This is a genomic window from Lysobacter sp. 05T417 (assembly GCF_056396405.1).
Window position 1 is genome coordinate 26443 of record NZ_JBFTLK010000008.1, and the last position, 25880, is coordinate 52322.

Genomic DNA, 25880 nt, shown 5'->3' on the forward strand with positions numbered 1-25880 from the left:
CGCACCCCTACGCGGGCGCGCCGAAAAGGTCGAGGCTGGCGCTTTGAGAGATGGTGGGCAGCGCGCCTTCCATCTGCAGCAGGAACTGCTTGGTGGGCAGGCCGCCGCCGAATCCGGTCAGGCTGCCGTCGCTGCCGATCACGCGGTGGCAGGGCAGCACCAGCGGCAACGGATTGCGGCCATTGGCGGCGCCCACCGCGCGCACCGCGGCCGGTTTGCCAATGCGTTGCGCCAGCTGCGCGTAGCTGATCGTCGCGCCGTAGGGGATCGCCGCCAGCGTTTGCCAGACCTTGCGCTGGAACGGCGTGCCTTGCGGCGCCAGTTCCAGTTCGAAATCGCGACGCTTGCCGGCGAAGTACTCGTCGAGCTGGCGCGTGGCCAGGCGCAGCAGCGCATTGTCGCCTTCGCGCCACTGAGCATTGCGTCGCATCGGATGGCGGGGCGTGTGGAATTCGATCAGGTGCAGGCCGTCATCGCTCGCTGCCAGCAGCAGCGGGCCGACCGGGCTGGCGATGGTGGTGTGCACGATCATGGCGTCGCGCCCGCCGATGGCGCGCCGCGGCGTCGGGTCGCGGTCGTCTTGCCCGCAGGTGCAGCAACCTTGGCAACCTTCGTCACCGGTGGCAGCGGTTGCGTCATGGTATTGCGCCACAGGTGGAACACGGCGTAGCCGCGCCACGGACGCCAGGCCTGCGACTCGAGGTTCAGCGCCTTCGCGGTCAGGCGCGAGCCGTCGCCGGGGACCGCGCGTTGCAGCACCAGGTCCTCGGACGGGAAGGCGTCGGGATGGCCAAGCGCGCGCAGGGCGATGTACTGCGCCGTCCATGGTCCGATGCCGGGCAGCGCCACCCAGCGTGCGGTGAAGTCGTCGAGCGTGCGCTCGGCGCGGAAGTCGACGCGGCCGTCGAGCAGTGCGCGCGCCACCGTGTGGATCGTCGCGGCGCGTGCGCGGGTCATGCCGATCGCACTGAGGTCGGCGTCGGCCAGTGCCTGCGGCGTCGGGAACAGGTGTTCCAGGCCGGGTGCGAACGGATGCGGCAGCGGTTGCCCGAAGCGTTGCGCCAGGCGTGCGGCGACGGTGCGCGCAGCCGCCACGCTGACCTGCTGGCCGATGATCGCGCGCATGGCGATCTCGAAGCCGTCCCAGCCGCTGGGCAGGCGCAGGCCCGGGCGCCTGGCCAGCAGCGGGGCCAGGCGCGGGTCGGCTGACAGTGCTGCGGAAATCGCTTGCGGATCGGCGTCCAGATCGAACATGCGGCGCAGCCGCTGCACGATTTCCAGCAGGCGCGACGACGCCGGACCGTGCAGTTCCAGCTTCAGCGCATGCTCGCCGCCGGGCCAGGCACTGACGCGCAGCCAGCCGGCCTGTTCGATCGGACCGATCACGCGCGAATAGCTGTGCGCATCGACGACTTCCACGCCCGGCAGGGCGCGGCCGCGGAGGAAGTCGAGCATCGCTTCGAGGTCATACGGAGGCCGATAGCCCAGCCGCAGCGTCAGCGCCTGGCTGCGGTCGTGGCGTTCGTGGTCGCGCTGCTTGCGCAGGTCGCGTGGCGCCATGCGGTAAGCGGCGCGGAAGGCGTCGTTGAAACGGCGCAGGCTGCCGAATCCCGAAGCGAGCGCGACTTCGGTGATCGGCAGTGTCGTCTCGGTCAGCAACTGCTTGGCGAACAGCAGGCGGCGGGTGCCGTGCACGCCCATGGGCGCCACGCCGACGCGTTCGACGAACAGGCGTCGCAACTGCCGTTCGCCGAGACCGACGCGCTCGGCCAGCGCCGACAGCGGTTGTTCGGAAAGCGCGCCGTCATCGATCAGCTTCAGTGCCCGCGCCAGCGCGGCATCGCCGCGACGCCAGCTGCCGTCGTCCGGCGACAGCTCCGGCCGGCAGCGCAGGCAGGGGCGGAATCCGGCGGCCTCGGCTGCCGCGGCGTGGCGGTAGTAGGCCACCTTCTTCGCCATCGGCGCCGGGCAGACCGGGCGGCAATAGATGCGCGTGCTCGGCACGGCGGTGAAGAACAGTCCGTCGAAGCGCGGGTCGCGGCTCTTGCGGGCCTGCTCGCAGACCTGCCAGTCGGGAAGGACGTCGGAATGGCTGGGGGGCGTCGTCGTCATGGTTGCAGGCTAGCACCGCCGAACGGGGCGGACTGGCCGGATTCGGACATCGACGTGGCAGGCCCGCGCAGGCCTCCTTCCGGGGCGGTCATGCCGTGAGTGGGCACGCCGTCAGTGGGCGCGCGCCTCGCGCAGCGCCGGCAGCAACGTGGCCGGGTCGCCGTCGTTGGGCGCGGCCGGGATCTGCAGCAGCCGCGTCAGCAACGGATAGACATCGACGTTGTCGAACGCCGGCAGCACCGCGCCAGTGCGGAACGAAGGGCCGCGTGCGAGGAAGATCGCGCGCATCGATGGCAGCGCCGGATCGAAGCCATGCGATCCGCGGGTGATGGCGGCCGGTCGTTGCGCGAGCTTTTCGCGTGGCAATGCGTCCCAGCCTTCATGCATCTGGCAAACGATTGGCGGTACCCGCGGATTGCTGCCGTAGCGCCAGCGTGCGGGCAGTCCGGCCTTGCGCCAGCAATCGTATTGCGCATGCGCACCGAGCAGGCGCGCTGCGACAAATGCCTCGCGACCGGGCTTTGGGGCAATGCCGATCGACTGGCCGATCGAGACGACGGTGGCGTCGTCCGGCGCGACCATGTCTTCGACGGCGATGGCATGCCCGGGGCCGACGTTGGCCATGCCGTGGTCGGACACCACGATCAGATCGATGCGATCGAGTTGTCCGCGCGCAGCCAGCTCATCGAGCAGGTGGCCGATGGCCATGTCTATCGCGACGATGGCCTGGCGGACCTGCGGCGAGTCCGGGCCGTGGTCGTGCCCGGCCACGTCGAGCTGGTCGAAGTACAGCGTTGCCAGTTGCGGTCGTGTCGCCGCCGGTTCGGCGAGCCATGCCAGGACCTGCTCGACGCGGGCGTTGGCACTGAGGTCCTTGTCGAACGGCAGCCAGCGCTGCGGACGGCGGCCCTGGATCGCCGCTTCGCTGCCCGGCCAGAACATCGTCGCCGTGCGCAGCCCGGCCTTGTCGGCGCCGACCCAGATCGGCTCGCCGCCCCACCACTGCGCAATGGCCACGGCATCGCGATCGGCCGCGTGGAAGGTGCCAAGCCCGTCGTCCCACATGCTGTTGTGGACGATGCCGTGGTGGTCCGGGCGCAGGCCGGTGACCAGGGTGTAGTGGTTGGGAAAGGTCAGCGACGGGTAGGACGGATTCATCCACCGCGCGCGCACCCCCTGTGCGGCGATTCGCGCCAGGTTCGGGGTGATGCCGCGGTCGAGGTAGTCGGCGCGGAAACCGTCGATCGACACCAGCAGCAGGGCATTGGCCTGTGCGGCGGACGGGGCTGACGGCGCCGCCGGCAATGCGCGCGGCGGCGGAGTGGAGCAACCGGCCAGGATCGTGGCAAGGAGGAGGGTCAGGCAGGCGGCCGCGGCCGCGAAACGGTTCGAAGGCATCGGCCGATGATAGCCAGCCCGTGTTGCGGCAGGACTTCGGCGGCACTCTGGAATGAGTCGGCATGACCTCGGCATGACTTTCGTCGCTGGTCCGCGGCGGCGACCTTGCCGATAGTGGCGCCTGGTTCCGGGAGCGTCGTCATGAAGCCACTCGCAGGCCGTGCAGGCATGGCCCTGTTCTTCGTTCTCGCAAGCGCAACCGCCGTAGCCGGGCAGCCGCCGGGCAAGCCTGTGCCCGCGGTGCAGTTGAGCGGCGAGGAATGCGGGGTCTGGGCACGCGAGCTGAGCTTTGCCCGATCGGTGGCCGAGCACGATGCCGTTGCCTTTGCCTCGCACGTGGAAGCCGATGCGGCGTTCGGCGCGAGCGGCCCGGAACCGACCCGCGGCCGCGACGAGATCACCCGGCGCTGGGGCGCGATCATCGATGGCAAGCGCGTCAGGCTGGACTGGTATCCGACCCGCACCACCATCGGCGGCGTCGGCGACATCGCCTGGTCGAGCGGGCCGTCGCTGTTCGAAGACCCCGATCCCAAGGCGGAGCATCGCTACCGGATAGGCGACTTCCACTCGGTCTGGCACCGCGGCGCGGACGGCCAGTGGCGGGTGCTGTTCGACGATGGCAGCGAGCCGCGACCGGTCAGCGAGGCCGAGGCCGTGGCGTTCCGTGAAGGCCGCCGGACGATCTGTCCACAAGCCTGACGAAGGACTGAATGGTCACGCGGTGGCCGCCACCCGGCTGCCATGGCGGGCGTATCGTGGAATCGCGGCAATGCCGCCGCCCTGTCGCTGGCACGATGCCAAAGGTGATGCCATGAAGCGCATGTCCCGCACTTTGATTGCGGTGAGCATTGCTGGTCTGCTCGCTGCTTCGTTCGCAGTTCCCGCGCAGACCGCCGCGACGCAGGCCGCTCCGGCGCAGGCCGCTCAGGCGCAGAGCGCCTCCGGGCACAGTGAAGCGGTTGCCGCCCAGGACGCACCTGCGGACAAGTCCGAGCTGCAAACGCCATCCAACTGCCTGCAGTCCACCGGTTCGCGCATCCGCCCGGTCGATCGCAAGACCGGCAAGCCACTGTGCAACCAGGGGCCAGGACGCAGCTATGCGCGCAGCGACATCGACCGCACCGGCCAGACCGACATCGCCGACGCCTTGCGTCACCTCGATCCGTCGATCTACTAGGCCGTGAAGTCGTCGCTGCCGGTTGTCATGGCGCTCGCTGCATGGCTGGCGGCGACGAGCGTGCATGCGCAGTCGAACTCGTTGCAGCCGCCGCCGCTGGTCGCGCCGATACCGTCGCCCACCTCGCCGGTGAGCAGCAAGCCCACGCGCGCTGGCAGCGACGCCGCCAAGCTCAGTCGTGACATCGACGCGGCCAGTCGCCGCGTCCAGGCGGACGGCGTGCGCAACGACATCGATCGTGCCGACCAGCAATTGCAGTCCGATCGCGCCCAGTACGAGCGCGAGCGGGGCGCCAATCCGACGCGCGGCAACGAACTGCGCCAGCAATACGATCAGAAGCAGGCCGACCACGACGCTTGGCGCGAGGGCAAGGAACGCGAACGCGACCAGCTCGAAACCGAGCCCATGCCCGAGCCGCCGCCGCCGAACGACATCCCTCCGGTGCAGCCGCGCGTGCGCGTGCCGTAACGGCCGCCGCAGGCTACTGCTGCAGTCCGCTCAGCAGCCGCTGCAGCGAGGCATCGTAATAGCGGCGAAAGGCGGCCTCGTCGAAGCTGAAACGCCCGGCGCGGTACAGCGCGATCAAACCGTGCGTGTGCGCCCACAGCGTCATCGTCACGTCCCAGACATCGTCCTGGCGCAGCACGCCAGCGCGCATGGCGTCTTCAACCGCATCGGCGACCACGTTGAGGGTGGGCGACAGGCGGGCATGGAAATCCTCCGGGAAGCGGCGGGCATCGCTGCGCGGTGTCGAGAAGGCATGATCGAAGCGGTGCGGGTGGGCAAGGGCGAAATCGAGATAGATGCGCTGCACGGCCAGCAACCGCTCGCGCACGTCGCCGCCGCGGCCGCGCGCGTGCCAGTGACGCGCGATCGCGTCGAAGCTGTCCTCGCTCATGCGCTTGAGCAGCGCCTCGCGATTGGGGAAGTGGCGATAGATCGCCATCGGTGTCAGCCCGACCGCCGCCGCGACACGGCGCATGCTGACCCCGGCCGCGCCTTCGCGATCGAACAGCACCAGCGCGGCGCGGAGGATGCGGTTGGCGGTGTCGGTCGGGCGGCTCATGTATACAGCGTATACAAAAGGCTCGCGGAAGGCTCCATTTGCACCCGATCCGCGCCGATTCGACCGGATCGCGAACGATCGGCGACATCGCGCGACGGCGCCGGCGCGATAATTCCCCTCGAACCTATCCATGGTGAACCTTCCATTGCGACCACGCGCCCGCGTGGCCTGCCGCTGCCGGAGCCATCCGATGTCCACCCGCAAAGATCCCTCCCGCGTCATCCGTGCGCCGCGCGGCACCGAGTTGAGCTGCAAGTCCTGGCTGAGCGAAGCCGCGTACCGGATGATCCAGAACAACCTCGACGCCGAGGTTGCCGAGAATCCGACCGAGCTGGTGGTCTACGGCGGCATCGGCCGCGCCGCGCGCGACTGGGAAAGCTATGACGCGATCCTCAAGTCGCTGCGTGAGCTTGAAGACAACGAGACGCTGCTGATCCAGTCGGGCAAGCCGGTCGGCGTGTTCCCGACCCACGCCGATGCACCGCGCGTGCTGCTGGCCAATTCCAACCTGGTGCCGCACTGGGCAACCTGGGAGCACTTCAACGCCCTCGATAAGAAGGGCCTGATGATGTACGGGCAGATGACCGCCGGCAGCTGGATCTACATCGGCAGCCAGGGCATCGTCCAGGGCACGTACGAGACCTTCGTCGAGATGGGTCGCCAGCACTACGGCGGCAGCCTCAAGGGCAAGTGGATCCTCACCGCCGGCCTGGGCGGCATGGGCGGCGCGCAGCCGCTGGCGGCGTCGCTGGCCGGTGCCTGCAGCCTCAACATCGAATGTCAGCAGAGCCGCATCGACATGCGCCTGCGCACGCGCTATGTCGACGAGCAGGCCACCGACCTCGACGACGCCCTGGCGCGCATCGAGAAGTACTGCGAGGCCGGCGAGGCGAAGTCGATCGCGCTGCTGGGCAATGCCGCCGAGATCCTGCCGGAGCTGGTGCGCCGCGGCGTGCGTCCGGATGCGGTCACCGACCAGACCAGCGCGCACGATCCGGTGCATGGCTACCTGCCGATCGGCTGGAGCGTGGAGCAGTGGCAGCGCATGCAGGGCGAAGACCCGGGCCGCGTGCGCGATGCCGCCAAGAAGTCTATGCGCGTGCACGTCGAGGCGATGCTGGCGTTCGAGGACATGGGCATCCCGGTGTTCGACTACGGCAACAACATCCGCCAGATGGCAAAGGACGAAGGCTGCGAGAACGCGTTCGACTTCCCGGGCTTCGTCCCGGCGTACGTGCGTCCGCTGTTCTGCCGCGGCGTCGGCCCGTTCCGCTGGGTCGCGCTGAGTGGCGATCCGGAGGACATCTACAAGACCGACGCCAAGGTCAAGGAACTGATTCCCGACGATGCCCACCTGCATCGCTGGCTCGACATGGCGCGCGAACGCATCAGCTTCCAGGGCCTGCCGGCGCGCATCTGCTGGGTCGGCCTGGGCCTGCGCCACAAGCTCGGGCTGGCCTTCAACGAGATGGTGCGCAATGGCGAGTTGAAGGCGCCGGTGGTGATCGGCCGCGACCATCTCGACAGCGGCTCGGTGGCCTCGCCCAACCGCGAGACCGAGGCGATGAAGGATGGCAGCGACGCAGTCAGCGACTGGCCCCTGCTCAACGCGATGCTCAACGTCGCCGGTGGCGCCACCTGGGTCTCGCTGCACCACGGCGGTGGCGTCGGCATGGGTTACTCGCAGCACTCGGGCGTGGTGATCGTGTGCGACGGCAGCGAAGAAGCCGACAAGCGCCTGGCGCGCGTGCTGTGGAACGACCCGGGCACCGGCGTGATGCGCCATGCCGACGCGGGCTATGACATCGCCAAGGCATGTGCGAAGGAGCAGGGGTTGAAGCTGCCGATGGTGTGAAGGCAAGCGCCGAGGGAACAGGGATACCAACACAGGTACCAATCCTCCCCAACCACGGGTAGGCGCCGGACGGGCACCTCCGCTTAGCGTTAAAGGGCAGTTAATTCGCCCGGAACGCAACACGGAGGTCCACCATGAATCCTTGCATCTCGCGGCCGTCACTGCGGCGCGCGCCGCTGCCGGCCAGCATCGCACTGGCACTGCTGCCCGCGCTGGCCGGCGCACAGGAAGCGCCGGCCACTGAAGACACCACCACCACCACGCTCGATCGCATCGAGGTCACCGGTTCGCGCATCAAGCGGGCCGACATCGAGACCTCGCAGCCGATCTTCAGCCTCAACCGCGACGAGATCCAGGCGCAGGGCCTGACCTCGATCGGCGACGTGATCCAGAACATCACCGCCAACGGTTCCACCCTCAACTCCGCCTTCAACAACGCCGGCAACGGCGAGACCCGGGTGTCGCTGCGCAACCTGGGTTCCAATCGCACCCTGGTGCTGGTCAACGGACGGCGCTGGGTCGGCGGCACCGGCCTGGGCGGCGCGGTCGACCTCAATACCATTCCGACCGCGGCGGTCGAACGCATCGAAGTGCTCAAGGACGGTGCATCGACGATCTACGGATCCGATGCCATCGCCGGTGTGGTCAACGTGATCCTGCGCAAGGACTTCGATGGCGCCGAGGCCAATGCCTACCTTGGCCAGTACGACAAGGGCGACGGTTTCCGCCAGTCCTACGACGTGCTGATCGGGTCGAGTTCGGAACGCTGGTCGACGATGCTCGGCATCGGCTACGTCAAGGAAGAACCGGTCATGGCCGGCGACCGGCCGCAGTCGGCGGTGCCGGTGTTTGGCGCCATTCCCGGCACCGGTGGCAGCTTCTCGCCGCCAGACGGCAACTTCTCGTTCTTCCGTCCGCCAGTCGACGCCGACGATCCGGGGCCGTTCTTCACCCAGCCCAACGACGACTACGGATTCTTCATTCCCACGCCCGGCGTTGGCCCCGGCTATCGCCAGAACACAGGCTTGGCCGACAACTACAACTTCGCGCCGGACAACTATCTGATCACGCCGCAGGAGCGCGTCTCGCTGTTCGGCAGCGGCACCCTGGAGATCACCGACCGCTTCCGCTTCAAGACCACCATCACCTACAACCAGCGCAAGTCCGAACAGCTGCTCGCCGCGGTGCCGCTGGCCTTCGACGCCAGTTCCGGCGATCCGGAGTTCATCAGCGCCGACAGCATCTACAACCCCTACGGACGCGACGTCAACGAGATATTCCGGCGCATGGCCGAGACCGGCGGCCGTTCGTTCAACCAGGACGTGCGCACCTTCGCCTTCGACGGTGCGCTGGAGGGGACGTTCGACGTTGGCGAGCACTTCTTCGACTGGGAGGCCGGTTACTTCTACGGCGACAACAAGGCCAACAACACCACCAACGGCCTGTTCCAGATCAGCAAGATCGTCAACGCGATCGGGCCGTCGATGATCGACGCCACCGGCACGCCGATCTGCGTGACCGTGCCGGGCGATGCCAGCACGGTGATCGACGGCTGCGTGCCGATGAACCTGCTGGGCGGCGCCGGCACGCTGACCCAGGACATGATCGACTACGCCACTTTTACCGCCCACGACGAGTTCTACTACAAGCAGAAGACGTACTACGCCAACGTCGGCGGCGACCTGTTCGACCTGCCCGGTGGCGCGTTCGGGTTCTCCTTCGGACTGGAGCACCGCACCGAGTTCGGCTATGACGATCCCGACGGCCTGATCAACTCCGGCGATACCACCGGCAATGCGCGCACCGCCACGCGCGGCGGCTATTCGCTCGATGAGGCCTACCTGGAGCTGGCGATCCCGGTGCTGGTCGACGTGCCGTTCGCCAAGCTGCTCGATTTCAGCGTGGCCACGCGCTACTCCGACTACAGCAACTTCGGCGACACGCTCAACAGCAAGTTCGGCTTCCGCTGGAAACCCATCGATGACCTGATGATCCGCGGCAACTGGTCGGAAGGGTTCCGCGCGCCTTCCATCGCCGAACTCTTCGCCGGCCAGGCCGATTCGTTCCCGGCCATAACCGATCCGTGTGCGGGCAGCTTGCAGGGCACGCCGAACAACGACATCCCGGCCGGTTGCGCTGGGATACCGCAATACAACCAGAACAATCCGCAGATCCGCATCACCGTCGGTGGCAACCCCGACCTGCAGCCGGAGTTGTCGACGTCCAAGACGCTCGGCTTCGTCTACAGCCCGGGCTACGTGCAGGGCCTGGATGTCTCGCTGGACTGGTGGCAGGTCGAGATCGACGACGCGATCTTCCTGCAGACCGGGCAGGCGATCCTCGACAACTGCTACCGCAACGGCACCGACGCGGCCTGCGCGCTGATCAGCCGGACATCGTCGGGGCAGGTCAGCGACCTGCTGTCGATCCCCAGCAATATCGGCACCATCAAGACCGAGGGCTACGACTTCACGGTCAGCTACCGGATGCCGGAGACGTCGTGGGGCAAGTTTTCCTTCACCTGGGACACGGCCTACACCAGCGAGTTGTTCGTCGACGTCAACGGCGATGGCACGTTCTCGCAGGATCAGCTCAACGGCGAGTCGGGCAACAACGTCGGCGAGTACTTCGGCTCGACCTTCACCAACAACTGGCGGATACGCTCCAACCTGTCGGTGCGCTGGGAGAAGGGCGACTACGGCGCGACCTGGTACGTGCGCTACTACTCGCCGCAGGACGAGTTGTGCGTCGGCACGCCCAATGTCCCGGCCGCGCAGATCGAGCGGCTGTGCTCGGATCCGAACCGATTCACCAACCTCGATGGCGACGATCCCGACCTGCTGCCCGATGGTCCGGGTGCGCGCCCGGAAAACAACATCCCGAGCGCGACCTACAACGACCTGACGGTGTTCTGGAACGCGCCGTGGAACGCGCGGGTCACCCTGGGCGTGAACAACGCCTTCGACCGCGACCCGCCGATCGCGATCACCGCCTTTGCCAACAGCATCGACCCGGCCTACGAGATCGGCGGGCGATTCTTCTACATGACCTACAACCAGAAATTCTAGCGGGGCCCCTGACTTGCTCTAGAATCCAGCCAGGACTCGCTCACCACGGTTCTGGCGCAATGCCCAAACAGCATCAAAGCATGTTGCAGCAGTTGCCTTCCCAGCGCGTCCGCGTCGGCGACAGCGTCGTCGACGTGGCTGCGCGCGAGATCCTGCCTGCCTCGGCGGCAGCCGGCGATGCGCCGCACCGGATCAGCCTCAAGGCGATCGACCTGCTGCTGGTGCTGATCGGACACGCCGGCAAGGTCGTCAGTCGCGAGACGCTGCTGGAAACGGTGTGGCCCGACACGTTGCCCGGCGACGATGTCGTGACCCAGGCGGTGGCGCAGCTGCGCAAGGCTTTCGGCAGCGACGAGCCGTACATCGAGACGATCGCCAAGCATGGCTATCGGCTGCTTGCGCCGGTGCAGTGGCTGGACCTGGCCGCGCAGGATGCGCCGGTTGCCGTGGCTGCGGCACCGGCCGAGACGCCATCGCGCCCGATGCTCAAGCTCGTCGGTACCGTTGCCGCGCTGGCAGCGCTGGCCTTCGCTCTCTGGCTGGCAATCGGCGCCGATCGCGAACGCGCACAGAAGGTGGCCGGCGGCTCCGGTGATCCCGCGCCGCCGTTCCTGAAGATCACCTCGGCACCCGGCATGGAGTTCGCGCCGAGCCTGTCGCCGGACGGTTCGCAGGTGGCCTACAGCGCCTACGTCGACGAGAACGGTGTCGGCCGCACCTCGTTGATGCTGCAGACGACGGCGCCGGTGGAACCCCGGCAATTGACCCATCCGGTCGGTGGCGAGCACGACGCGATGTCGGCGTGGTCGCCCGATGGCCGCCAGATCGCGTTCTATCGCGTGCGACGCGGTGGCAACGGCGTCAGTTGCCACCTGATGCTGATGGCGTCGGCCGGTGGCGAGCCGCATACGGTCGCCAGTTGCGACGGCGACCGCTTGCGCAAGTTCAGCTGGCACCCCGATGGCAAGCAACTGGTGTTCGGCGCCAGCAATGCCGGCCAGACGGGCGTCAACGCCATCGAGCTGTTCGACCTCGCCAGCGGGAGCGCGCGCAAGCTCGACTACACCCATGCCGCCAGCGACATCGACCTGGCTCCAGTTTTCTCGCCGGACGGTCGCTGGATCGCGTTCCAGCGCAATGTCTCGCGTGGCGACCTGTGGCTGATGCCGGCCGCGGGCGGCCAACCCGAGCGGCTGACCCGCATCGAATCCAACCTGTTCGGCCTGGCCTGGTCGCCCGATGGCAGGTCGATCATCTTTTCCGCGTACCGCGGCCAGGAAGCCTCGCTGTTGCGCCTGGACGTGCAGTCGCGACGCATCACAGAGCTGGGCATCGGCAATGCCCGTTTCCCGAATGTGGCGTTGAAGGATCCGTCGGTCGTGTTCGTGATCGAGGACGCGCCAACATCGCTGTATCGCGTGCGCATCCCCGCGCGCGGCACGGCGGCCGCGCCGCCCGAAGTGGTGTTTCCTTCCTCGGGGACCGAACTGCTGCCGTCGGTGGCGCCGGATGGCAACCAGATCGTCTTCGTCTCCGACCGCACCGGCGACGTGCGCTTGTGGTGGGGTGAAATCGGGCGCGCGTCGTCGCTGCGGCCGATCGAGAACTTCGTGCCGTTCCCGCGCCATCCGGCCGCGTGGTCGGCCGACGGCAAGACCGTGCTGATGATCGGCGCCGATGGCGACAACGAGGCACTGTACGAGATCACGCCGGCCACCGGCGCGGTGCAGAAGCTGGCCTTGCCGGAAGGGCGACCGACCTACGGCGCCTATGGCGCCGAACCCGGGCAGTTGCTGGTGGTGGCCGACCGTGGCGCCGGGCGGCTGGGACTGACCCTGTACCAGCGTCGTGGGTTGCTGCTGCAGGCGCTGGCCAGCCTCGACGACGTCGCGCTGGCGCGCTTCGATCCGCAGGAGCGGCGCGTGGTCTTCATCCGCAATGCCTCCTGGGGCCTGTGGCAAGCCGGCCTGGACCTGCAGGGGCCGCGCTTGATCGACGACCTGCACGCCGATCCCGGCGGTGCGCTGCCGCGGATCGTGCCGAGCGCCGGCTTCTACCTGCAGAGCCGTCGCCTGGTCACCTCCGCTGAAGGCAACTGGATGGTCGGCGCCGGCGGCGACTGCAACATGCGCTGGATCGCCGTGAATGCGCCTGCCGGCAGCCGCAGCGGTCCGTGTCTGGACCCGCGCGGCGGCGAACTGACCGGAGTCAGTTTCGACGCAGGCAGCGGCTGGCTGTACTACTCCTACAGCACCCAGGACGACAGCGACATCGGCTGGGCGCAGCTGCCGGAAACTGCTGAACAAACAGCTGAACCCGGCCAACGCTGACGCGGGCGAGGCGCTGCAAGGCTTTCGGAACTCCATCAGGAATCCGATACCGCGATTTCAGCAAGATTTCTCCACAACGGCAGGACATCAGAACCGCGAAATCGGCAAATCGAGGCAGTCCCCAGAAGGAGGAGTGCCATGGCCAGTTCGCGGATGCCGATGCCTGCCAAAGGTGTGCCCGCGTCGACCTTGCTCGCGTCGACCTTGCCCGAGTCCGGCGTGGCCACGCCCACCGTGTTCATCGCCGGCGCCGCGCGGCCATTGGCGGCCGTGACGTCGCCGTTGTCGCCACATCGGGTCTGGGCCCATGACGGCCAGTTCCGCGAGATCGCCGTGGACGCACCCGGCCGCGTGTGCTGGGCGGCCGCCTCGCGGCTGGGCAGCGTCAACCTGGCGCGGGCGTCGTTCTCGCTGTGGATGCAGATCCGCGGCAGTGCCCAGGTCAGCGCCGTCGAAGGCTCGTTCCGCCTGCGCACCGGCGCATGGATCGCGCTCGACGCCGATTCATCGCCGGAAGTGCAGGCCGACCACAACGGCCTCACCCTGGGCCTGCTGGTGCCGGCCGACCTGATGCCGATGCTGCAGGACGCCTATCTGTTCGTCGGCAAGGGCGCGATGTCGCGTCGCGACCGCATCCTGGCGCTGCGCCTGTGGCACGGCGCCGTGCGCGTGCTGCAGGCGCACGAGAGCGTCCCCGACCGCACCCTGGTGCGCGCGCTGCGGCCGCTGATCCTGCACATGTCGGCCGTGCAGGCGCGTCATGTCGCCGCGCTCGGCCATTGCCCCGGGCATTCGCGCACGCGCAAGCGGCGCCTGTTCAACCGCCTGCAGCGCGCGCGGCTTTACCTGGAAGGCAACGCCCACCGGATGGTGCGCATGAGCGAGATCATGGCGATCAGCAACTACTCGCTGTGGTACCTGTCGAAGTCGTTCCACGAGCTGTACGGCGAGAGCGTGCAGACCGCGGCGTCGCGCCTTCGCATCGAGCGCGCCTACGACCTGCTGGAGACGACCTCGATGGACATCACCGAGATCGCCGAGTCGTGCGGTTTCGACAACGCCTGCAGTTTCGCCAGGGCATTCCGCGCCAGGAGCGGGACCAACGCCACCCGGTTCAGGAGTGCGCTGCGTGACGGCGAGCGCGGCCGCAGGGGGCCGGTGATTTCGTCCTGAGCGCGGCCAGGCGCGCCGGGCGCGCCAGATCTGGCAAACCCTGACGATGTGGTCTTGCCGCGCCTGTCGATCTCTGCTTGCATTCGGGGCATGCCCGACCATGCCCCCGACAGCAGCGTCCTCGACAGCAGCGTGCTCGACAACCCGATCTGGGAATCGCTGCGCAGCCGCCATCGCGACCTGGCGCTGCGCATCGGCGATGCCGCCCGGTACCCGGCGCGCGTTGCGCCGTTCTTGGGCGTCGCCGCCGACGGCGCCGATATCGGCACCGCGCTCACCCAGCTGGTTCCGCCGGACGACACCGTCCTGCTGCTCGGTGTCACGCCGGCCGTGCCCGATGGCTGGCGGCTGGACAAGCTGGCGATGCTGGCGCAGATGGTATGCCCGCAGCGCATCGACGAGGTCGACGGCCCGGCGATCCTGGAGCTGGGCGAAAGCCATCGCGAGGACGTGCTGGCGCTGACCGCGCTGGTGTATCCGCATTATTTCCGCCCGCACACGATGGACCTGGGCCGCTACTTCGGCATCTACCAGGACGGCCGCCTGGCGGCGATCATCGGCGAGCGCATGGGCATGGACGAGTTCCAGGAAATCAGCGCCGTGTGCACGCATCCGGACTTCAACGGTCGCGGTTATGCACGACATCTGCTGGCGTGGCTGAGCAACGACGTGCTCGATCGTGGCCGCACGCCGTACCTGCATGTCAGCCACGAGAACCTGCGCGCCAAGCAGCTCTACGAACGCAGCGGTTACCGCGACCGCCGCGACATCGGCTTCTGGTCGTTGCGGCGGGCCGAACTTTCCTAGGGCGCGCTTCCTGGGGCGCGCTGGCGTCAGGTCGGGGTTGCGGCCAGTTCCCGGCACAACTGCGTGGTCGCTTCATCGACCGGGAAGCAGCATTCGATCCGCAGCTCGTCCAGGGTCACGTCGCGTGGCGTGCCGAAGGTGGTGATCGTCGAGAAGAAGCGCAGCTGCTGGTCGTCGCGCTGCAGCACCGTGGTCAGCAGCGGCGCCGGTGCGCTGTCGAGATCGCGCATGCGCCAGCGTGCCGGCACGCCGGGGTAGCCCAGTACTTCGTCGAGCAGTTCGCGCGCCGCCAGGTCGGTCGGGGCGGCGGCGACTTCGCTGTGCAGGTGGTGGATCAGGTCGCCGGCCACTTCCTCCCAGTTCGCCACCGCCGGGCGCAGATCGTTGGGATCGAATATCTGCCGGATCATGTTGCGGTGCGCGCTGGCGCGGCCGCGCATCACGAATCCGTTGACGCGCATGGCCGCTTCATTGGCCATCAGCACGTCCCAGCGGCGGTTGAGGACGAAGGCCGGGTAGGGCTCCTGCTGGGCGAGGATGAACTCGATCGCGCGGCGCACCTGCGCCAGTTCCGGCGTCGCCAGTGCCGTTTCCGGATAGCGCGGTGCGTAGCCGGCGGCGACCAGCAGCGCATTGCGTTCGCGCAGCGGCATGTCGAGGGCATCGGCCAGGCGCGTGACCATGTCGCGGCTGGGCTGGGCCTTGCCGGTTTCCAGGCAGCTCAGGTGGCGCGGCGACATGCCCGCGTCGAGGGCGAGGTCGAACTGGCTCAGGCGCCGCGCCGCGCGCCATTCGCGCAGCAGGGCGCCTACCTGGGGGCGGGGTCGCGATTGCGGCCTGGGGGCGGCGAGATTGTTCACGGCCGCAGCATATAGGGCGGCCTGCCGCGAGTTCCATGACCTCCCAGGTCATGACGTCATGACCTCGCGCTTCGTTGATCGCATGCCATGCCAGGTCAATCATTTGCGTCAACGACGGGGGGACGCCCCGTGGAGATCACGACCATGATTCGCAGGCAGTTCCTTGGAATGGCAGTGGGCGCCCTGGCAGCCGGTGTGCTGGGCGGATGCGCATCGGCGCTGGGCGTGCAGCCGGCCGCCGGTGGTGGTGCCGCGGCGGCCGGCGACGACGCGGCCGCGGCTGCGGCGTTCCGCGCGGCCAGTGGCTTCATGAAGACACCGTTCGGCAACATCGCCTACGCCGAGCGCGGCAGCGGCGAGACGGCGCTGTTCCTGCACGGTTTCCCGCTCAACGGCTTCCAGTGGCGCGGCGCGCTGCAGCGCCTGTCGCCGTACCGTCGCTGCATCGCGCCGGACTTCCTCGGACTGGGCAACAGCGAGGTCGCAGCCGGGCAGAGCGTGGCGCCCGATGCGCAGGTGGCGATGCTGGCCGATCTGCTCGATCGCCTCGGCATCGACCGCGTGGACGTGGTCGCCAACGACAGCGGCGGCCAGGCCGCGCAGCTGTTCCTGGCGAAGTATCCGCAACGGGTGCGGTCGCTGTTGCTGACCAACTGCGACTCGGAGATCGAATGCCCGCCGCCGGCGCTGATGCCGGTGATCGAGCTGGCCAGGCAGGGCAAGTTCGTCGAGGAGTGGCTGGCGCCGTGGCTGGCCGACAAGACGCTGGCGCGCTCGAAGCAGGGACTGGGTGGGCAGACGTTCACCTATCCGACCCACCCGAGCGACGAGGCCGTCGATACCTATCTCGGTCCGCTGGTCCGCAATGCCGACCGCACGCATGCCTATGCGATCGGACTGGACCGCCCGTGGCTGCATGGCATCGGCCCGTCGCTGGCGCGCTTCGAAGGGCCGACGCGGATCATCTGGGGCACCGGCGACGACATCTTCTCCGAGCGTGGCGCGCAGCATCTGCAGCGCAGCTTCGGCAATTCGCGCGGGATCCGCCGCATCGAAGGCGCGAAGCTGTTCTTCCCGGAGGAGTTCCCGGAAGTGATCGCCGAGGAAGCGCGCGCGCTGTGGGGCGTGTGAGGCAGCCTCAGCCGGCGATCTCGTGGACCGCGCGTGCGGCGCGGTCCACCTCCTCGGGCGTGTTGACCAGGCTCGGCGCCAGGCGCGGATAGCTGACGGCGTAGGGGCTGCTGCTGGCGATGACCTTGCGTTCGAGCAGGCGCTTGACCACGTCTTCGGTCTTGAGGCCGTCGATCTCGAAAGCGACCAGGCCTGCCGACAGATCGCCCGACATCGGCGTATGGATGGTGATCTTGCGGTTCTGCGCCAGGTTCTTCTTGAGCTGGTCGTTGAGGCTGGCGATGCGGGCGGCAACGCGTGGCCGTCCCATGGCCGCGTGCATCCGGAACGCGGCCGACATTGCCCACTGGTGTTCGAATGCATGGAAACCGCCGGGCGCCATGCGCGCGGCGTTGGATGGCGTAGCCGGTTCGCGGTCCTCCATCCAGGCGTTGTAGACCTCGATGTCGCTGAAGGTCGGAACCGTCGGGCGCAGGCGTGCCCAGTTTTCGCTCTTCGCCCAGATCAACGCGGTGCCGCGCGGCGCGAACATCCATTTGTGGCAGCCGGCGCAGAAGAAGTCGGCGCCCATCGTGGCGACGGTCTCGTTGGCGGCACCGATGCCATGCACACCGTCGACCACCAGCAGCACATCGGGATGGCGGGCCTTGAGTGCGGCGGCGAGCTGCCGGATAGGAAGTCGCATGCCAGTGGCGGAGTGCACCCAGGTCAGTCCGACCACGCGCGTGCCGGGCTTGATGCCCTGCAACAGCCGCTCCACCAATTGGTCGGTGGTGGCCTTGGAAGCTTCTTCGAACAGGGTGATCTTGCGCATCGTCGCGCCAGTGCGCTGGCACGCCAGGCGGATCGACTCATGGTGCGAGTAGTGGTCGTGCACCGTGGTGAGGACTTCGTCGCCGGCCTTCAGCGACAGGCCGTGGTAGACCAGCGCCAGGCTTTCGGTGGTGCTGCGGGTCAGGCAGACCTGTTCGGGCTCGCCGCCAAGGTAGGCGGCAAGTTCCTTCTGCACCTGCATCGGCACGTTGTGAGCTGCGTCCTCGAACAGGCCCTGCTCGATCACCAGGAACGGGTTCTGGTCGATGGAACGGCGATAGGCTTCGATCGCATCGCGCACCGGCGCCGGGTGGCTGGCGATGAAGAAGCTGGCGAAGTGCGCGTAGCCCGGGTCGAGTGCGAACTGCGCGCGGACCTTGCCCCAGTCCGACAGGTCGGGCAGTGCGGGCGTCTGCGCCGCAATGGCGGCCAGCAGCCCGGCGGGCAACAGGGCGACCGCGCCGGCGGCAGCGGGGAGGGCCAGGAACTGGCGGCGCGAAACAGAGGGGCTCATGGCGTTCTCCTGGGAAGCGTTCGCGACCGGCGCAGCCTGCGCCCGGCGCGGTTCAAACCAGGTAAACGCCAAGCGGCGGCCAGAGCGACCGCAGGTCGGACAAGGCGACCGTCCAATCCCGGTGAAGCCGCTCTTCACGCCCGAACGGCGCGGGTTCTGCGAGCCTCTTCGGCGCCGTCCCGTCGTCGGGCCATCGCGGCCCGTCGCGGGTACGAAGGAGCAGCGCCATGGTGCAGACCGGACGACGCGCATCACGGGGATGGGTTGCCCGAATTCTTCTTGCTGGGCTGGTTGCCGCGCTGACCGCGGCGCTCGCTGCCTGCGGCGGCGGTGGCGGCGGACCGCGGGGCAGCGTCTCGCCCCCGCCGTCGCCCGCCAACCGGCCGCCGGTCTTCACGTCGGGCGCGACGGCGACGGTTCCCGAGGACACCGCGGCGGTCTTCTATACCGCGACCGCAACCGACCCCGACGGGAATGCGATCACGTTCTCCCTGGCCGGTGGTGTCGACCAGGCGCGGCTGCGCATCACGTCGGCGGGCGCGTTGTCGTTCGTCGCCGCACCGGACTTCGAACAGCCGGTCGATGCCAACGGCGACAACGTCTATCTGGTCACCATCGCCGCGAGCGACGGCACTGTCAGCGTCACCCAGGCGCTTTCGATCACCGTCACCGATGTGCGCGGCGCGGCGTTCCGCGTGCGCCGGATCGCGAGCGGGCTCAATTTCCCGATCTTCATCGCCCCGATGCCCGACAGCAGCGGGCGACTGTTCGTGGTCGAACGCGAGGGCCGCATCCGCATCATGACCGCGAACGGCGCGGTGTCGGCCACGCCATTCCTCGACCTGACCGGAACCATCTCGATCGACGGCGAGCGCGGCCTGCTCGGGTTTGCAACCGCGCCGGACTTCTTCACCAGCGGCCGCTTTTATGTCTTCGTGACCGCGCCGGATGGAACCATCGAAGTGCGTCGCTACCTGACCATCGCCGGCGACCTCAACCGCGCCGATCCGACCAGCGGCGACGCGATCCTGCGCGTTGTGCACGCGCGCAACAACCACAACGGCGGCTGGATTGGTTTTGGACCCGATCGCATGCTCTATGTCGCCATCGGCGACGGCGGCGGCGCCGGCGATCCGGACAACAACGGCCAGAACACCAATACGCTGCTGGGCAAGATCCTGCGCCTGGACCCGGCCGGCGATGCATTCCCCGCCGATCCGGACCGCGACTACGCGATCCCGGCCGGCAACCCGTTCGCCAGCGCCGGCGGCGCACCGGAAGTGTGGGCGTACGGGCTGCGCAATCCGTTCCGCAACAATTTCGACACGCAGACCGGCAACCTGCTGATCGGCGATGTCGGCCAGGGCGCGATCGAGGAGATCGACCTGATGCGCCCCGGCGACGGCGGTGCCAATTTCGGCTGGCCGATCCTCGAGGGCACCGCGGTATTCCGCGGCGGGCCGACGGCGGGAATGACGCCCCCGGTGGCGCAGTACTCGCACGGCACCGGGCCGGTCAACGGCAGTTCGGTGACTGGCGGGTTGGTCTACCGCGGGCCGGTGGAGTCGCTGCTGGGCGAATACATCTTTGCCGACTTCGTCCGCCCCAACATCTGGTCGTTGCCGATCGCGCGCCTGGTGCCGGGGACGACGCTGCAGGCCAACGAGTTCACCCTGCGCAATGGCGACTTCACTCCCGACACCGGCGCGCTCACCAACATCGTCAGCATCAATGCCGACAATGCCGGCCAGGTCTACCTGGTCGACTTCGATGGCGAGATCTTCGTGATCGAGACCGATGCCCTGGGCATCCCGCAAAGTGCCGCGCTCGGGGCCCCGCGGGCGGCCTCGCAGATGTCGCCGCAGCAGCTGTTGCGCGAGGGACTGTCCAAGCGGTTCGGCGGTCGCAGGGACGCGGGCGTGAGGCGCCCCTAGCCGCTGTCGGCGCGAGCCCCGTTCGACGGGGCCCGCGCTAGGCCGTCAGTCAGCCCGCACGTCGTATCCTTGGGTGGACGCACGCGCCTGCGGCGCGCATTCATCCCCGATACGAGCGGAACATTCTTGCGATACATGCTCAAGCACTCATGGCCCAGGGTTTCCTGGACGTTGCTCGTCTGCCTGGTGTTGGCTTCCTGCCAGCGCGCCGAACCGGTCACGACCCAGGCCATGGTCATCGAAGAGGTGAACAGTCCCCAGGACGGCGGCGCGATCAGCACCGCGCCGGTCAAGCTGCCGCCGGCGACACCGGAAGGCCCGCGCAAGGCCAAGACCAGCGTGCGCGACAAGGCCAAGGGCAAGGAGCAGGAAAATCCGAAGATCGACTGGTCCGAACTCAACCTGACCTCGGGCGAGGCCTCGATCAGCTGCGAACTCGACTACGCCACCCTGGGCGATGGCAACGTGCTGGCGAAGTTCGACCAGGCCGGGATAGCCGAGGCGCTCAAGCCCTGCGTCGAACGCGGCGTGGCGCGCCTGCGCTACAAGGGCAAGATCACTGCCGAGTTCGGTTCGCTGATGGAGCGCGTCACGCACGTCGCCGATGAACTGGGCATCCACAAGCGCGTGCTCGACATCGATTCGGCCGGCGGCCAGGTCGAGGATGCGATCAAGGCCGGCGACTTCATCGCCGAGTCGCGCTGGACCATCTGGGTACGCGAAGGCGCGATCTGCCACAGCGCCTGCGTGTTCATCCTCAGCGCCGGCGACACCCGCATGATCGCCGGGCAGGTTGGCATCCATCGCATCATCCGCATGAGCTCGACCGCGACCACGCGCGCGCAGCTCAATGCCGAACTGCGCGTGGTCTACGACCGCGTGCGCGATTACCTCGAGCGCAACGGCGCCGCGACCGCAGTGGCCGACCTGATGATGGCCGTGCCCAATCGCGGCCTGCGCCTGCTCACCGTCGAGGAACTGGAACTGTACGGACTCGACGGCGTCAATCCGGCCCAGGACGACCTCGACCGCCTGCGCCTGATGCGCAAGTGCGGCGAGGATTTCGTCAGCCGCCGCGATTCGTTCGTGCGCGCCTTCGACAAGCGTTGCAAGACGCCCAACACCGACCTGGATGCGCTCAATACCTGCGGCCTGAACCTGCGCAAGGACTTCGGCTTCCCCGACCAGGCATGCCCGGCAGAGAGCCCGCTGTCGGAGTTCGATCCGGGCACCGCGCTGGTTCCGGGCGGCAAGCAGCCCGACGGTGTTTCGCAGCAGGCGGTCAAGCCGGCGCACGCCGGCGAGAGCTGATCGCAGCCGCTCCCGGCGCGTGCGTGGCGTGAGCCGTTCGTCACGTCGCTGCAGTCACCATGCCCCGACGCGCGCGGGTCCGCCGCGCCCAATCGTCGGGTTTGGGGGTCGGGTATGAGTGATGATCGCGCCTGAGCCTGCTGGCTTGCGGCGCGCTGGGCACCGACTGCTCGGAAGGTTTCGAGAACAAGTGGCTCGGTCGCGCGCGTGGCGGCGCTTCGCCCATTCTCGAAGCCGGCGATTCGTCCGCGCTGTGCGATCTGACCGGTGTCTACGCGACCGTCAGCAACATGGCGACGGTGCCCCTGCAGCGCTTCATCCTGATCCAGTTCGCGATCGCTTCGGCGCTGCCGCTGTTGCCGGTCGTGCTGATGCAGGTGCCGCTGAAGGAACTGCTGGCGAAGATCTTCTCGGCGCTGGCCTGAGTCATCCGCCTTCGCCCACTTCGGTCACGCAGCCTGGACCACACTGATCTCGACGTCGTCGATGGTGACGACCTGGCCCGCATGGATCTTGCACGTCTTGCGCAGCTCCACCGCGCCGTCGACGCTGACCGCGCCGCTGGCGACGATCGCCTTGCCGGCGCCACCGCTGTCGCACAGGCCGACCAGTTTCAGCAGCTGGTTGAGTTCGACGTGGTCGCGGTCGAGTTCGAATTCGATCTGTTGCATGGCGGTGGGGTCGTGAAGGGCGGTCAGGGTCGCAGCCGGGCTGGCATTGCGCAATGGTGCCGGCGTCAGCCGGCGGTGGCGCACAACGCGCGCTTCTGCTCGGGCCGCAGTTGCTTGATCGCGTATTCGGCGCGGCTGGCGGCGGCACGGTCGGGGTAGGGGAACTGCGCCAGCAGGCGGACCGGGGGACGCGCGCGGGTGTATCTCGCGCCCTTGCCCGATTCATGCTCGGCATAGCGGCGCGCGACATCGGTGGTGATGCCCGTGTACAGGCTGCCGTCGCGGCACTCCAGCAAATAGACATACCAGGCGTTCATGCAGCCGCAGCCTAGCGTAGGAGCGGTCGCGCTGGCGAGGGCGGGCGTGAACCGCCGTGGGGCGGGCTTGCCGCCGCTGCCGGCGTCGCAGTTTCGGAACGATCTCATCACCATACGCATACGAACGTCATTGTGGCCGTCGATCCGCGCACCCACAATGCAGCGTCCACACCGAGAAGTGCCTTGAGCGCCCCAGCCTCCGCGTCACCTACTGCCGCCACCCTCCGCCAGCTTTGCGCCCGTTTCGCCCGACCGCACCTGGGTCGCGCCGTGTGGCAATTGATCAACACCCTCGTTCCATTCATTGCGCTGTGGGCCCTGATGGCCTGGAGCGTGGTCGACGGCTGGGGCTTCGGCTGGACGCTGTTGCTGGTGCTGCCGGCCGCGGGACTGTACGTGCGCATGTTCATCATCCAGCACGACTGTGGACACGGTTCGTTCTTCGCCAGCCAGCGCGCCAACGACATCGTCGGTCGCTGCCTCGGCCTGGTCACGCTGTTCCCGTACGGCTACTGGAAGAAGACCCATGCCGTGCACCACGGCACCTCGGGCAATCTCGACCGCCGCGAGATGGGCGATATCGACACCCTGACCGTCGCCGAGTACCGCGCGCTGCCGCGCCTGCGTCGCCTGGGCTACCGCCTGTACCGCAGCACGCCGGTTCTGCTGGGCGTGGGTCCGTTCTACCAGTTCGTGATCAAGCACCGTTTCCCGTTCGACCTTCCCTTCACCTGGAAGAAGGAATGGGCGAGCGTGCTGCTCAACAACCTGATGCTGGTGGTCGCCTTCCTTGCGCTGGGTTTCAGCATCGGCTGGCACACGGTGCTGATGGTGCACCTGCCGGTCGTGCTGATCGCCGGCGCCGCCGGGGTGTGGCTGTTCTACGTCCAGCACACCTTCGAGGAGGCTTACTGGGCCCGTCGCGAGGATTGGGATTCCGGTCGCGCCGCCGTCGCAGGCAGTTCCTACTTCGACCTGCCGCGGGTCGTGCACTGGTTCACCGGCAACATCGGATACCACCACATCCATCACCTCGCCAGCCGCATTCCCAACTACCGCCTGCGCGAGGCGTTCGAATCCAGCCCGCTGCTGCAGGCGGCGCCGCGACTGACGATGTGGACCAGCCTGCGCAGCGCACGGTTGAAGCTGTGGTGCGAAGAGACCCAGCGCATGGTCGGCTTCCCGCGTCGGGCGACGGCCTGACCGGCTTGCGGTTCGGCCAGGCTCATTCCTGACCGAACCGCGCGATCTCATCCAGGCACTGCTGGGCGCGCGCCACGCTGCGCCCGGCACTGCCGGCGTCGATTGCTTCACCGATATGGCGGCGCTGCGGGCGATGCGCCCAGAAGTGGAACCAGACCGTCGCCAGCATGCCGGCCACGCCAATCGGAATGCCGACGTAGTACACGCCCGGGTGCATCTGCACGCCGAACAACTGCTTGAACGCGATCGCCACCAGCGGCATCCACAGCAGCCAGAACGGCAGTCCCAGCCACGGCGCCACGCGCGTGCGCCACAACCGCAGTTGCGCCAGTGACTTCTGGATCGTCAGTACCGGGCCGGCGTAGTCGATCCGGGTGATCAACAGCAGTTCCATCACCGCCGAGATGATCAGCAGCACGCTCCAGGCGTGCATCAACAGGCCACTGGCGAGCAGCGCCGGCGAATCGGTGTTGGCCACCCAGAAGCGCGCGAACAGCACCGTCAGCGCCACGCCCGCCAGCAGTTGCAGCAATTGCCAGAACCACAGCGGCCGCAGCCGCGAGCGCAGTTTGTCGATGCGGGTTTCGGTGAGCAGCTGCAGGTTCAGCGCAGTCTGCTGTTGCAGGCGGCGGTCGAGGGTCTGCCAGGCCACTTTCAGTTCATCGAGTTCCATGTTCGTTCCTTGTCGCTTGGGGCCGGGCGTAACGGGAGGTCACGCCATGCCCTGGCGGATGCGCTGCTTGAGGCGGCTGATCCGGGTGGATACGTTGGTTTCGCTGATGCCGAGGATCTCGGCGATCTCGCGCGTAGTGCGCTCCTCCAGATAGAGCAGGAGCAGGGCGCGGTGCATCGGGTCGAGCCCGGCGATGAAGCGCTGCAACACTTCCAGGCGTTGCCGCGTTTCGGCGTCGATGCCGCGCTCGTCGGGCAGCTCGTGCAGGCTGTCGTCGAGCGGCACGGTCTGGCGCCGGCGCTGGCCCTCGCCGCGCAGCCAGGAGATCGCCACGTTGAGGGCGATGCGGTACATCCAGGTGGGGAACGGTCGTTGCCTGTCGTAGCCGGGGAAGGCGCGCCACAGTTGCGCGGCGATTTCCTGGGCCAGGTCGGCGCGGTCTTCGGCATGGCTGGCGTAGGTCGCGGCCACTTTGAAGACGATGCCGCGGTGGGCCTCCAGCAGGGTCTGGAACTGCTGCCGGGTGTCCGCCGTCATGCTGGCCGCCTGCTCCATCTCGATACCGTTGTTTGCCTGGTCGACTGCATGATTCGCGGGCGGGGGCGATTCGTCACAGCCGGCGCGAAAGCCATCAGTCGATGTAGTCGTACAGGCGGTAGATCCAGCTCAGTTCGTAAACGATGGCGGCGACGACGAAGCAGCGGTGGAAGGTTTCCGAGCGGGTCTTCATCGCGGCCAGGCACAGGCCGATCAGGACGAGGTTGCGCAGCGGATACTCGAGGCTGAAGCGGCGGTAGTACTCGTGACCCTTGATGAGGGTGTCGCCGAAGTCGATCACGTACAGCAGCGCCATGATCCCGAAGAACCAGCCGCGTCGGGAGGTGAAGTAGTCGCGCCATCCGGCGTAGTCGGCCAGGTCGTCGGGGAAGAGCAGGGTGCACAGTACGAACAGCACCACCACGTACAGGATCAGGAAGGCGTAGGCGATGAAGCTCCAGGGGTGGACGTGGCTGAGCCCGAACTCCCACCACCAGAAGTGCACCAGCACGATGAACATCGACAGCGCCCAGCCCAGGTGCACCCAGTAGATCTGGTCGCGGCCGGGATGCTGGACGAAGCGGGCCATGCCCTTGAGCAGCGTGGTCAGCGCCAGGCCCAGGACAATGCCCAGGACGATGCGGATATGCGTGAACTGCGGGTCGGTGGTCATGCCACGGCGATCCAGGCAGGCCGGCAGGCCGATGGCGGCAGCATAGCGCCTCATTCCCATACTCCCGGCGCACGCTGGCATCCATCCTGGTCTCTGCTTTTCGAGGCTTCCGCGGATTCCGGGCGGCGTCGTCCGCCGGGCCGGGGATGCTACGCCCGGCAGACGACATCCTGTCTTTATGCCGGGCGTGGGCCATCCGTGGCCCACTGCTCCGCAATCCCCGGCCCGGCGGACGACGCTCCGGCACTTCATTTCAT

General features: G+C 67.9%; 25 protein-coding genes. 13 read left to right on the top strand and 12 right to left on the bottom strand.

What is annotated here, in order from left to right; all coding sequences use genetic code 11:
* Positions 1 to 7 precede the first annotated feature (7 nt).
* From AC1DER_RS14990 to AC1DER_RS15000, 3 genes are all read right to left on the bottom strand, one after another.
* Entirely contained in the window at positions 8 to 532 is a 525-nt protein-coding gene (locus AC1DER_RS14990) for a methylated-DNA--[protein]-cysteine S-methyltransferase (protein ID WP_477247808.1), read from the bottom strand.
* Positions 529 to 2112 (bottom strand): DNA-3-methyladenine glycosylase 2 family protein, encoded by a 1584-nt coding sequence (locus AC1DER_RS14995; RefSeq protein WP_477247810.1) that lies wholly within the window; start codon positions 2110 to 2112, stop codon positions 529 to 531. The genes AC1DER_RS14990 and AC1DER_RS14995 overlap by 4 nt, the downstream gene beginning before the upstream one ends.
* A 111-nt stretch (positions 2113 to 2223) precedes the next feature.
* Positions 2224 to 3510, bottom strand: coding sequence for an alkaline phosphatase family protein (locus tag AC1DER_RS15000; RefSeq protein ID WP_477247812.1), 1287 nt, complete (start codon positions 3508 to 3510; stop codon positions 2224 to 2226).
* A gap of 141 nt (positions 3511 to 3651) precedes the next feature.
* Between AC1DER_RS15000 and AC1DER_RS15005 the strand changes: the two genes are divergently transcribed.
* The 3 genes from AC1DER_RS15005 to AC1DER_RS15015 all read left to right on the top strand — a co-directional run bounded on the left by AC1DER_RS15005 (position 3652) and on the right by AC1DER_RS15015 (position 5155).
* Positions 3652 to 4209, top strand: a complete 558-nt coding sequence (locus tag AC1DER_RS15005) for a YybH family protein (RefSeq protein ID WP_477247814.1) — start codon at positions 3652 to 3654, stop codon at positions 4207 to 4209.
* Between the two features lie 121 nt (positions 4210 to 4330).
* Positions 4331 to 4687, top strand: a complete 357-nt coding sequence (locus AC1DER_RS15010) for a hypothetical protein (protein ID WP_477358110.1) — start codon at positions 4331 to 4333, stop codon at positions 4685 to 4687.
* 3 nt (positions 4688 to 4690) lie between these two features.
* Positions 4691 to 5155 carry a hypothetical protein gene (locus tag AC1DER_RS15015; protein ID WP_477247818.1) on the top strand — a complete coding sequence of 155 codons (465 nt, stop codon included), beginning with the start codon at positions 4691 to 4693 and terminating at the stop codon, positions 5153 to 5155.
* Positions 5156 to 5168: 13 nt separating this feature from the next.
* On the opposite strand, the gene AC1DER_RS15020 is transcribed toward AC1DER_RS15015, so the two are convergent.
* Positions 5169 to 5753 carry a TetR/AcrR family transcriptional regulator gene (locus AC1DER_RS15020; protein ID WP_477247820.1) on the bottom strand — a complete coding sequence of 195 codons (585 nt, stop codon included), beginning with the start codon at positions 5751 to 5753 and terminating at the stop codon, positions 5169 to 5171.
* A gap of 190 nt (positions 5754 to 5943) precedes the next feature.
* On the opposite strand from AC1DER_RS15020, the gene hutU reads away from it, so the two are divergent.
* From hutU to AC1DER_RS15035, 3 genes are all read left to right on the top strand, one after another.
* The gene (gene hutU / locus AC1DER_RS15025) at positions 5944 to 7608 is read left to right on the top strand and encodes a urocanate hydratase (protein WP_441817520.1); all 1665 of its coding nucleotides are present in this window, start codon (positions 5944 to 5946) and stop codon (positions 7606 to 7608) included.
* A 134-nt stretch (positions 7609 to 7742) separates the two neighbouring features.
* Complete coding sequence (locus tag AC1DER_RS15030; protein WP_477358113.1) at positions 7743 to 10676, top strand: TonB-dependent receptor domain-containing protein; 2934 nt, start codon at positions 7743 to 7745, stop codon at positions 10674 to 10676.
* Between the two features lie 80 nt (positions 10677 to 10756).
* A complete protein-coding gene (locus tag AC1DER_RS15035) occupies positions 10757 to 13006 on the top strand; it encodes a winged helix-turn-helix domain-containing protein (RefSeq protein ID WP_477247826.1) in 2250 nt (749 codons plus the stop codon).
* 35 nt (positions 13007 to 13041) lie between these two features.
* Here AC1DER_RS15035 and AC1DER_RS15040 read toward each other — a convergent pair whose 3' ends face one another.
* Positions 13042 to 13248, bottom strand: a complete 207-nt coding sequence (locus tag AC1DER_RS15040) for a hypothetical protein (protein ID WP_477247828.1) — start codon at positions 13246 to 13248, stop codon at positions 13042 to 13044.
* Between AC1DER_RS15040 and AC1DER_RS15045 the strand changes: the two genes are divergently transcribed.
* Both AC1DER_RS15045 and AC1DER_RS15050 read left to right on the top strand, forming a co-directional pair.
* Positions 13226 to 14179: a helix-turn-helix domain-containing protein gene (locus AC1DER_RS15045; RefSeq protein WP_477247830.1), complete on the top strand. Its 954-nt coding sequence runs from the start codon at positions 13226 to 13228 to the stop codon at positions 14177 to 14179. The two genes, AC1DER_RS15040 and AC1DER_RS15045, sit on opposite strands and share 23 nt — an antisense overlap.
* Positions 14180 to 14269: 90 nt before the next feature.
* Positions 14270 to 14986, top strand: a complete 717-nt coding sequence (locus tag AC1DER_RS15050) for a GNAT family N-acetyltransferase (RefSeq protein WP_477247832.1) — start codon at positions 14270 to 14272, stop codon at positions 14984 to 14986.
* 26 nt (positions 14987 to 15012) lie between these two features.
* Here the strand turns inward: AC1DER_RS15050 and AC1DER_RS15055 are convergent, their stop codons facing one another.
* A complete protein-coding gene (locus tag AC1DER_RS15055) occupies positions 15013 to 15846 on the bottom strand; it encodes a helix-turn-helix domain-containing protein (RefSeq protein WP_477247834.1) in 834 nt (277 codons plus the stop codon).
* 144 nt (positions 15847 to 15990) lie between these two features.
* Between AC1DER_RS15055 and AC1DER_RS15060 the strand changes: the two genes are divergently transcribed.
* Positions 15991 to 16977 (top strand): alpha/beta fold hydrolase, encoded by a 987-nt coding sequence (locus AC1DER_RS15060; protein WP_477358116.1) that lies wholly within the window; start codon positions 15991 to 15993, stop codon positions 16975 to 16977.
* A gap of 7 nt (positions 16978 to 16984) precedes the next feature.
* On the opposite strand, the gene AC1DER_RS15065 is transcribed toward AC1DER_RS15060, so the two are convergent.
* Positions 16985 to 18304, bottom strand: coding sequence for an aminotransferase class V-fold PLP-dependent enzyme (locus AC1DER_RS15065; RefSeq protein ID WP_477248382.1), 1320 nt, complete (start codon positions 18302 to 18304; stop codon positions 16985 to 16987).
* A gap of 227 nt (positions 18305 to 18531) precedes the next feature.
* Between AC1DER_RS15065 and AC1DER_RS15070 the strand changes: the two genes are divergently transcribed.
* The 3 genes from AC1DER_RS15070 (at position 18532) to AC1DER_RS15080 (ending at position 21974) form a co-directional block, all read left to right on the top strand.
* On the top strand, positions 18532 to 20238 hold the full coding sequence (locus AC1DER_RS15070; RefSeq protein WP_477248384.1) for a PQQ-dependent sugar dehydrogenase: 1707 nt from the start codon (positions 18532 to 18534) through the stop codon (positions 20236 to 20238).
* A gap of 135 nt (positions 20239 to 20373) precedes the next feature.
* On the top strand, positions 20374 to 21549 hold the full coding sequence (locus AC1DER_RS15075) for a COG3904 family protein (protein WP_477248386.1): 1176 nt from the start codon (positions 20374 to 20376) through the stop codon (positions 21547 to 21549).
* Positions 21550 to 21839: 290 nt separating this feature from the next.
* Positions 21840 to 21974, top strand: coding sequence for a hypothetical protein (locus AC1DER_RS15080; protein ID WP_441817509.1), 135 nt, complete (start codon positions 21840 to 21842; stop codon positions 21972 to 21974).
* A gap of 24 nt (positions 21975 to 21998) precedes the next feature.
* Here the strand turns inward: AC1DER_RS15080 and AC1DER_RS15085 are convergent, their stop codons facing one another.
* Together AC1DER_RS15085 and AC1DER_RS15090 are read right to left on the bottom strand one after the other, a co-directional pair.
* Positions 21999 to 22220 (bottom strand): RNA-binding S4 domain-containing protein, encoded by a 222-nt coding sequence (locus AC1DER_RS15085; RefSeq protein WP_441817508.1) that lies wholly within the window; start codon positions 22218 to 22220, stop codon positions 21999 to 22001.
* 65 nt (positions 22221 to 22285) lie between these two features.
* A complete protein-coding gene (locus AC1DER_RS15090; protein ID WP_477248388.1) occupies positions 22286 to 22537 on the bottom strand; it encodes a GIY-YIG nuclease family protein in 252 nt (83 codons plus the stop codon).
* A gap of 270 nt (positions 22538 to 22807) precedes the next feature.
* On the opposite strand from AC1DER_RS15090, the gene AC1DER_RS15095 reads away from it, so the two are divergent.
* Positions 22808 to 23740, top strand: a complete 933-nt coding sequence (locus AC1DER_RS15095) for a fatty acid desaturase (RefSeq protein ID WP_441817506.1) — start codon at positions 22808 to 22810, stop codon at positions 23738 to 23740.
* Positions 23741 to 23762: 22 nt separating this feature from the next.
* On the opposite strand, the gene AC1DER_RS15100 is transcribed toward AC1DER_RS15095, so the two are convergent.
* The 3 genes from AC1DER_RS15100 to AC1DER_RS15110 all read right to left on the bottom strand — a co-directional run bounded on the left by AC1DER_RS15100 (position 23763) and on the right by AC1DER_RS15110 (position 25677).
* Positions 23763 to 24413 (bottom strand): hypothetical protein, encoded by a 651-nt coding sequence (locus tag AC1DER_RS15100; protein WP_477248391.1) that lies wholly within the window; start codon positions 24411 to 24413, stop codon positions 23763 to 23765.
* Positions 24414 to 24452: 39 nt separating this feature from the next.
* The gene (locus AC1DER_RS15105) at positions 24453 to 24950 is read right to left on the bottom strand and encodes an RNA polymerase sigma factor (RefSeq protein ID WP_477248393.1); all 498 of its coding nucleotides are present in this window, start codon (positions 24948 to 24950) and stop codon (positions 24453 to 24455) included.
* 94 nt (positions 24951 to 25044) lie between these two features.
* The gene (locus AC1DER_RS15110; RefSeq protein ID WP_477248395.1) at positions 25045 to 25677 is read right to left on the bottom strand and encodes a hypothetical protein; all 633 of its coding nucleotides are present in this window, start codon (positions 25675 to 25677) and stop codon (positions 25045 to 25047) included.
* Positions 25678 to 25880 lie beyond the last annotated feature (203 nt).

Excerpts from the sequence above, each read along its gene's own strand:
- AC1DER_RS14990 (WP_477247808.1), bottom strand. The coding sequence starts at position 532 with ATGATCGTGCACACCACCATCGCCAGCCCGGTCGGCCCGCTGCTGCTG.
- AC1DER_RS14995 (WP_477247810.1), bottom strand. The coding sequence starts at position 2,112 with ATGACGACGACGCCCCCCAGCCATTCCGACGTCCTTCCCGACTGGCAG.
- AC1DER_RS15000 (WP_477247812.1), bottom strand. The coding sequence starts at position 3,510 with ATGCCTTCGAACCGTTTCGCGGCCGCGGCCGCCTGCCTGACCCTCCTC.
- AC1DER_RS15005 (WP_477247814.1), top strand. The coding sequence starts at position 3,652 with ATGAAGCCACTCGCAGGCCGTGCAGGCATGGCCCTGTTCTTCGTTCTC.
- AC1DER_RS15010 (WP_477358110.1), top strand. The coding sequence starts at position 4,331 with ATGTCCCGCACTTTGATTGCGGTGAGCATTGCTGGTCTGCTCGCTGCT.
- AC1DER_RS15020 (WP_477247820.1), bottom strand. The coding sequence starts at position 5,753 with ATGAGCCGCCCGACCGACACCGCCAACCGCATCCTCCGCGCCGCGCTG.
- hutU (WP_441817520.1), top strand. The coding sequence starts at position 5,944 with ATGTCCACCCGCAAAGATCCCTCCCGCGTCATCCGTGCGCCGCGCGGC.
- AC1DER_RS15030 (WP_477358113.1), top strand. The coding sequence starts at position 7,743 with ATGAATCCTTGCATCTCGCGGCCGTCACTGCGGCGCGCGCCGCTGCCG.
- AC1DER_RS15035 (WP_477247826.1), top strand. The coding sequence starts at position 10,757 with ATGTTGCAGCAGTTGCCTTCCCAGCGCGTCCGCGTCGGCGACAGCGTC.
- AC1DER_RS15040 (WP_477247828.1), bottom strand. The coding sequence starts at position 13,248 with ATGAACACGGTGGGCGTGGCCACGCCGGACTCGGGCAAGGTCGACGCG.
- AC1DER_RS15050 (WP_477247832.1), top strand. The coding sequence starts at position 14,270 with ATGCCCGACCATGCCCCCGACAGCAGCGTCCTCGACAGCAGCGTGCTC.
- AC1DER_RS15060 (WP_477358116.1), top strand. The coding sequence starts at position 15,991 with ATGATTCGCAGGCAGTTCCTTGGAATGGCAGTGGGCGCCCTGGCAGCC.
- AC1DER_RS15065 (WP_477248382.1), bottom strand. The coding sequence starts at position 18,304 with ATGAGCCCCTCTGTTTCGCGCCGCCAGTTCCTGGCCCTCCCCGCTGCC.
- AC1DER_RS15070 (WP_477248384.1), top strand. The coding sequence starts at position 18,532 with ATGGTGCAGACCGGACGACGCGCATCACGGGGATGGGTTGCCCGAATT.
- AC1DER_RS15075 (WP_477248386.1), top strand. The coding sequence starts at position 20,374 with ATGCTCAAGCACTCATGGCCCAGGGTTTCCTGGACGTTGCTCGTCTGC.
- AC1DER_RS15080 (WP_441817509.1), top strand. The coding sequence starts at position 21,840 with ATGGCGACGGTGCCCCTGCAGCGCTTCATCCTGATCCAGTTCGCGATC.
- AC1DER_RS15085 (WP_441817508.1), bottom strand. The coding sequence starts at position 22,220 with ATGCAACAGATCGAATTCGAACTCGACCGCGACCACGTCGAACTCAAC.
- AC1DER_RS15090 (WP_477248388.1), bottom strand. The coding sequence starts at position 22,537 with ATGAACGCCTGGTATGTCTATTTGCTGGAGTGCCGCGACGGCAGCCTG.
- AC1DER_RS15100 (WP_477248391.1), bottom strand. The coding sequence starts at position 24,413 with ATGGAACTCGATGAACTGAAAGTGGCCTGGCAGACCCTCGACCGCCGC.
- AC1DER_RS15105 (WP_477248393.1), bottom strand. The coding sequence starts at position 24,950 with ATGACGGCGGACACCCGGCAGCAGTTCCAGACCCTGCTGGAGGCCCAC.
- AC1DER_RS15110 (WP_477248395.1), bottom strand. The coding sequence starts at position 25,677 with ATGAGGCGCTATGCTGCCGCCATCGGCCTGCCGGCCTGCCTGGATCGC.